Below are 5,599 nucleotides of genomic sequence, written 5' to 3' on the forward strand. Positions count from 1 at the left end.
GCTCTCTTAGGGCGTAATTCCAGACAGCACGACACACTCTCAAGGTGTTCTCAATTACCTCGATTTGCTTTTCGTTCGGGATTAATTTATACTCGTAAGTTAGTGTTAACATTTTGACCTCCTGAATCGGATTCTAGCAACCTTTACAAAGAATGTCAATCTATTTGTAGGGACGTTAAATTTAACGTCCCTACTTTGGTCGGTTTTGTTTGTTGGCAAAAAGACGAGCGACCTACCGGAACAATCGAATTCGCCAAGCGGTCGAGGGATGGCGAATCGAATTCGCCATATCCAATCGACCAAGAGAGGGAAAGCGCTCGTCATCTCACCGCTAACCCTAATGCGCGTAGCGCAGGCTTCGTCAACGGGTCTAGCGGGAGTCCTCTTTTTGCATTTTGTGGAAGCAGTAGCGGAAAAGTTCATTTTTGCAAATTGCTATAACCCCAAGGTGGCGGGAAATATACTACGGCGGGAAGGTTGTAGTACGAGTAGAGTGAAATCGGCGGAACAGTTGGAACTGAGGGCGGTGACAGGTAACGAAAAGCTAGAACCCGCAAGATTTCGAGAAAAATGACCCTGTTACAAATCGTTATAGAATTCTGTAAGCGTTATATGTTACATTCTACAAGTCTCGACGCGAGAGAAGAGCCCCATACTGCCCACCAATAACCCCACCAAATCCCCCCTCCAAACCAACCCAAACCACCCCCACACAATCCGGGAAGTGTCCTTGGGGTGCTTTGGAAGTGAAAGTTAAATCCTTGTAATACAACCAACTTTCTCCTCTGCGCCATCCCACGCGATCGCCGAACTTCTCCCAAATTTTCCTATCATATTCTCGCGTCCCTCCCAAACTCTGGTAAATGCGCTTCTGTACTGAAAAGCCGAAGCGTCCCTTGCTGTATTTTACCCAGAGTTGGTCAATCGCCCGCAAATCCTCACAGGGAAAATTGTCGATACTTTTAGTATCCAAGTATCCCTCCTCCTCTCGTCCCGCCACCTGACACATTACCTTTCTCGTCTCCTCATCCGCTTCTTGCCATTGTCCCCCCTTTAGCAGCGCCTCTAACCTGTGATAGCGAGGGGAGACAACTTCCGATACCTCCAGAATTTCTAACCAGTCCTGCATTGACTGAGGGCGATCTTCTGGTTTCACCGCCATTCCTCGGACGATCGCCTCATTCACCCGATCGCTTACCGTAACCAAATCTTTCGGCGGAATCAACTTTTCATCATCCACCTTCCGCACCAAACAATTTACAGGCAATTGTCCCGTCACACCGAGATATAACGAAGCAGCAAGGGTATAAACATCTACTGTCGGTTCGCGATTTCCCCTGATAATCTGTTCGTAAGGGGCAAAAGCAAGATTCCCGAACATTTTAGAACTCACCGTCGTGGGAATAATTTCCCCAGAAATACCAAAATCGATTAAAATAGGCTGAGAATTCCCCCGTAACATGATATTCACAGGAGTCGCATCCCGATGCACTAAACCCGCCTCATGTACTTTCACCAACGCCTCGGCAATGGGACAAATATACCGTAACACCTCTTGTTCTGGAATTGCCCCTCGTTGCTGCACTAACTGATATAAATTCATCCCCTCGATAAACTCCATCACCAAACAATGCGCCCCCTCTTCTTCAAAAAGGTCATTCACTCGAACAATATTGGGATGGGGATCGCGGCATAATTGAGCTAAAATTCTCGCCTCGCGGATAAAGCGATTGACATATCTTTCGTAGTCGGGATCGTTTCTGAGAACAGCATTGGGGGTTTTAATCACCACCGGGGTTTGAAACCCTTGATGAATTGCCTTGTAGGTGATACCAAAGCCACCGCGCCCGAGAATTGTCTCAATAATTAGTCTACCGTTTTGGAGTTTGTTTCCTTGCGACCAGTACATGGTGGAGAATTTTTGCGAGGGTATAAGATTATTTTACTCGAATTTTGTAATCTGCTAGAGTTTGTCTTTCTTCTCGTCGATCTGTCAATTTTTACCGCAAAAAAAGCGCCAAAAATGCGGCGATCATCATTCCAATTTGCACCCACATATTCACATCCCACTGAGGAAAAGGAACAAACCAACCTTTCACTCCCAATAATCGCAAAAATTCTGGTATCGTTTGCACGCGATCGCGAGGCATTAGCGCCATTCCTTTTAAAATTGCTCGATTCACCCGCTTGCTAATTCTTTCATTGTGGCAGATGGGGGGCGTTAAATCGATACTGAGATCGCGATCGTTACAATCTAACGCACTTTCCGGCGCTTTTCCTGTGAGTAACTCATATAACGTCGCCGCCAACTCATAAACATCACTCCAACTTCCCCGATCTAACTGTCCCGAATACAATTCTATCGGCGCGAATCCATCGCTGGTAATCTGTTGCGTTAGGGGATGATCGAATGCCCGCGCCAAACCAAAATCAATTAAAACTGCCTCCATTTTTCCTTCTCGTAACCGTAACATAATATTAGCGGGTTTAAGATCCCGATGTAATAAACCCTCTTTATGGACGACTATTAATGCTTCTCCAATTTGGCGAATATAGCGCAAGGCTTCTCGTTGGGGTAAAATCGGTGTAGTGCGATCGCCCAAATCCTTCCCCTCGATATAGTCCATCACGATACACCAATAGCGATGTTCTCGTAAAAATCCCGATTTTTGTTCTTGAAACAGTTCTTGCACTCGTACAATATGAGGATGGCGACACTTTGCCAATTTAACGGCTTCATCGCAGAATTTTGCCTCTAAATCCTTCTTTTCTTTAACCGTCATTCCTTGGAGGAAAGAAGAATCTAAATTCAGTGTTTTAATGGCAACCAAACGATTATCCCGCGATCGGGCTAAATAAGTGATACCAAAACGCCCTTGTCCCAAAACTTTTTCAATGGTATATGTGCCATTTTTCAGCGTATCTCCCGCTTGCCAAACCATAATCGCTTCTTCCCTGCATTAAAATATGCTGTTATTTATCGTAGGGGCGCAATGCTTGCGCCCGCAAGGTTTCGAGAAAAATGACCCTGCTACAAATCGTTATAGAATTCTGTAAGCGTTATATATTACATTCTACAAGTCTCGACGCGAGAGAAGAGACGCACCAAATCCTTCTCCACCCACCACACCCAATCACCCCACCACCCCAACACCCATAAGGAAGGGAGGTGTCCTTGGGGTGCTTTGGAAGTGAAATCCCAATCCTTGTAATACAACCGCCACTTCCTGCGCCATCCTACGCGATCGCCGAACTTTTGCCAAATTTCCTCATCATATTCTCGCGTCCCTCCCAAACTCTGGTAAATCCGCTTCTGTACCGAAAAACCGAAGCGCCCCTTGCTGTATTTTATCCAGAGTTGGTCAATCGCCCGCAAATCCTCACAGGGAAAATTGTCGATGCTTTCAGTATTCAAGCATCTCTCCTCCTCTCGTCCCGCCACCTGACACATTACTTTTCCCGTCTCCTCATCCGCTTCTCGCCATTTTCCCCCCTTTAGCAGCGCCTCTAACCGTTGATAGCGAGATGGCGTGACTTGTTTGCTAAAAGGCACGACAGGGGGCGAAATTGGCGTAAAATTCGGGGTAGGAGATGAGGGAACGCTAATCTGAGGGGAACTCGGCTGAAAACAGTTTAAAACTTCTGCAACCGATTGATAGCGACTCTTCGGTTTTGGTTCAATTAATCGATCTAAAATACTGCCTAACTCATCACTGACGGAATTACCATTCAAAAAATCTCGCCACGCCCATTCCGCCTCCATCACATCATACAATTCAAACGGACTTACTTGAGTCAATAAATGCAAACAAGTTACCCCCAAACTATACAAATCACTGATAAACTTAGGCTTACCCATTGACTGTTCTGGGGCGCAATATTCCGCCGAACCGATAACTGTTCCCGTGACGCTGCGTTGTACGGGTTTGATATATTTTGCCGCGCCAAAATCCACTAAAACTAACTTTTTATCTGCATTGCGTCGAATAATATTTTCCGGTTTTATATCCCGATGAATGACTTGATTATTGTGGACAAATTGCAACACTGTCAATAAATCTTGCAACAACTCCCGAATCTGACTTTCCTTGAAAACTCCATTTTGCTCTAACTCTGTTTGTAAATTTTGCCCATCAATGAATTCTTGTACCAAATATTGACGATTATCTGAAGTAAAATAAGCAAATAACTCTGGAATTTGCGAATGTTTGCCCAACTCTTCTAACCGTTGTGCTTCTTGTGCAAACAATTCTGAGGCTTTTTGTATACTTTCTGTCCCCTGTGCTTGAGGGAGAAACTGTTTAATCACACAAGGGGGTTTTGAAGGTTTATCTTCGTCTACTGCTAAAAAAGTGCGACCAAACCCTCCTTCTCCTAAAATATACTTTGCCCAGTAGCGTTCTCGTAATCGCAGTTTATCACCGCATTTCTGGCAAAATTGGGCATTATCGGAGTTAGTTTGCAGACAATCAGGATTAAGACATTGGGACATTGCTCGACTGGGGAGGAATTGGCGATGGATGTGAGATAATAAAGCTAGTTTACTATAAATTTAGAATCGTGACCATTATACAGGTGTAGCTAAATCCGTTGTTCCATAACCAGTATAAGGTCTCTGGTAAGGTGGCAGCAAGCCGATAATAATATCCTCTTTAGGAACTCCCATATTAACCAATTCTTCGGCAATATCCACCTCAGTCATATTGCGCTGAATCCAAATTTTTCCTATTTTTATATCCAGATGAATAAAACAAGCATAAATTCGTTCGTGATCTTGCCAACCGACATCTAATAAGAGATAGCGATCGCGTTCTTTATCAAAAATCAATTGATTCTCTATGTCAGGATTTTCTTGTTCTTTAAAAATTTCTGCGGTTAGAAATTTGCAAATACATTCACGATAAAATTCTAATCTTTCCATTGTGTAATAACCTCCTTGGATGGATCGTAAATAATGAGTTTAAGTTGATAGAATTGAACAGCTTCTTGAATGAATCTTTCTTGAAAAAAAGAGTTAAATGTATTTAATGGTACAGCTAAATATAAGATTCTCTCGATATCGGTCATTTGCAAAGCAAGTCTATAGTTCAAAAATTGACCCAAGGCTGCATGAAAATCTGTGAGACTTGAATTACTTAAGAAACTTTTGATTTCAACGGCAATTTTTCGTTCTCCTTTCTCAGCCGCTAACATTTTATCTGCACCCAAATCGATTTCAAAATGTACTTTGTCAATCTTAACTCTGAGGGGATCGGCTGTAATGTTCCAGTGTTCCTTCTGTAGAGCTTGTTTAACAGCATCATGAAATAAGTCTTTTGCAGCCATTTTTTCTTTTTTATCTCTCCTCTTCTCATTTTAGTTTAACATTATCGCATTTAATCAATTTGCTGCTTTTTCAGGAGACTTTAAAAATTTGATGAGATAAGTATAATAGCTTTCCGTTGTATAATCTCCTAAATTTCCCAAACTCACGCGATCGAACCTCAATCTCATTGTAGGGGTGTTATGCTTGCACCCTCAACGCGATCGGGGTTAATTTGGAGACAATTGGGATTGAGGTATTGAGTCGACATTGTTAGACGGGAGAGGATTTATGACT

The 5,599-nt window shown here is 43.3% G+C and carries 7 protein-coding genes; 1 reads left to right on the top strand and 6 read right to left on the bottom strand.

The window, feature by feature from the left end; all coding sequences use genetic code 11:
* Positions 1-112, bottom strand: a 112-nt coding sequence (locus VB714_RS20670) for a helix-turn-helix domain-containing protein (protein ID WP_323225145.1), incomplete at its 3' end; no start/stop codon positions are given.
* Between the two features lie 228 nt (positions 113-340).
* Here VB714_RS20670 and VB714_RS20675 point away from each other — a divergent pair.
* On the top strand, positions 341-574 hold the full coding sequence (locus VB714_RS20675; protein ID WP_323226576.1) for a hypothetical protein: 234 nt from the start codon (positions 341-343) through the stop codon (positions 572-574).
* Between the two features lie 48 nt (positions 575-622).
* Here VB714_RS20675 and VB714_RS20680 read toward each other — a convergent pair whose 3' ends face one another.
* The 5 genes from VB714_RS20680 to VB714_RS20700 all read right to left on the bottom strand — a co-directional run bounded on the left by VB714_RS20680 (position 623) and on the right by VB714_RS20700 (position 5,325).
* Positions 623-1,909 carry a serine/threonine-protein kinase gene (locus tag VB714_RS20680; RefSeq protein ID WP_323226577.1) on the bottom strand — a complete coding sequence of 429 codons (1,287 nt, stop codon included), beginning with the start codon at positions 1,907-1,909 and terminating at the stop codon, positions 623-625.
* 91 nt (positions 1,910-2,000) lie between these two features.
* Positions 2,001-2,942: a serine/threonine-protein kinase gene (locus VB714_RS20685; protein ID WP_323226578.1), complete on the bottom strand. Its 942-nt coding sequence runs from the start codon at positions 2,940-2,942 to the stop codon at positions 2,001-2,003.
* 125 nt (positions 2,943-3,067) lie between these two features.
* The gene (locus tag VB714_RS20690) at positions 3,068-4,492 is read right to left on the bottom strand and encodes a serine/threonine-protein kinase (protein ID WP_323226579.1); all 1,425 of its coding nucleotides are present in this window, start codon (positions 4,490-4,492) and stop codon (positions 3,068-3,070) included.
* 75 nt (positions 4,493-4,567) lie between these two features.
* A complete protein-coding gene (locus tag VB714_RS20695) occupies positions 4,568-4,921 on the bottom strand; it encodes a XisI protein (protein ID WP_323226580.1) in 354 nt (117 codons plus the stop codon).
* Positions 4,909-5,325, bottom strand: coding sequence for an element excision factor XisH family protein (locus VB714_RS20700; protein WP_204105628.1), 417 nt, complete (start codon positions 5,323-5,325; stop codon positions 4,909-4,911). The genes VB714_RS20695 and VB714_RS20700 overlap by 13 nt, the downstream gene beginning before the upstream one ends.
* Positions 5,326-5,599: the final 274 nt, after the last annotated feature.

This window comes from Spirulina sp. 06S082, from assembly GCF_034932145.1.
Lineage (GTDB): Bacteria > Cyanobacteriota > Cyanobacteriia > Cyanobacteriales > Spirulinaceae > CCY15215.

Excerpts from the sequence above, each read along its gene's own strand:
- VB714_RS20680 (WP_323226577.1), bottom strand. The coding sequence starts at position 1,909 with ATGTACTGGTCGCAAGGAAACAAACTCCAAAACGGTAGACTAATTATT.
- VB714_RS20685 (WP_323226578.1), bottom strand. The coding sequence starts at position 2,942 with ATGGTTTGGCAAGCGGGAGATACGCTGAAAAATGGCACATATACCATT.
- VB714_RS20690 (WP_323226579.1), bottom strand. The coding sequence starts at position 4,492 with ATGTCCCAATGTCTTAATCCTGATTGTCTGCAAACTAACTCCGATAAT.
- VB714_RS20700 (WP_204105628.1), bottom strand. The coding sequence starts at position 5,325 with ATGGCTGCAAAAGACTTATTTCATGATGCTGTTAAACAAGCTCTACAG.
- VB714_RS20695 (WP_323226580.1), bottom strand. The coding sequence starts at position 4,921 with ATGGAAAGATTAGAATTTTATCGTGAATGTATTTGCAAATTTCTAACC.
- VB714_RS20675 (WP_323226576.1), top strand. The coding sequence starts at position 341 with ATGCGCGTAGCGCAGGCTTCGTCAACGGGTCTAGCGGGAGTCCTCTTT.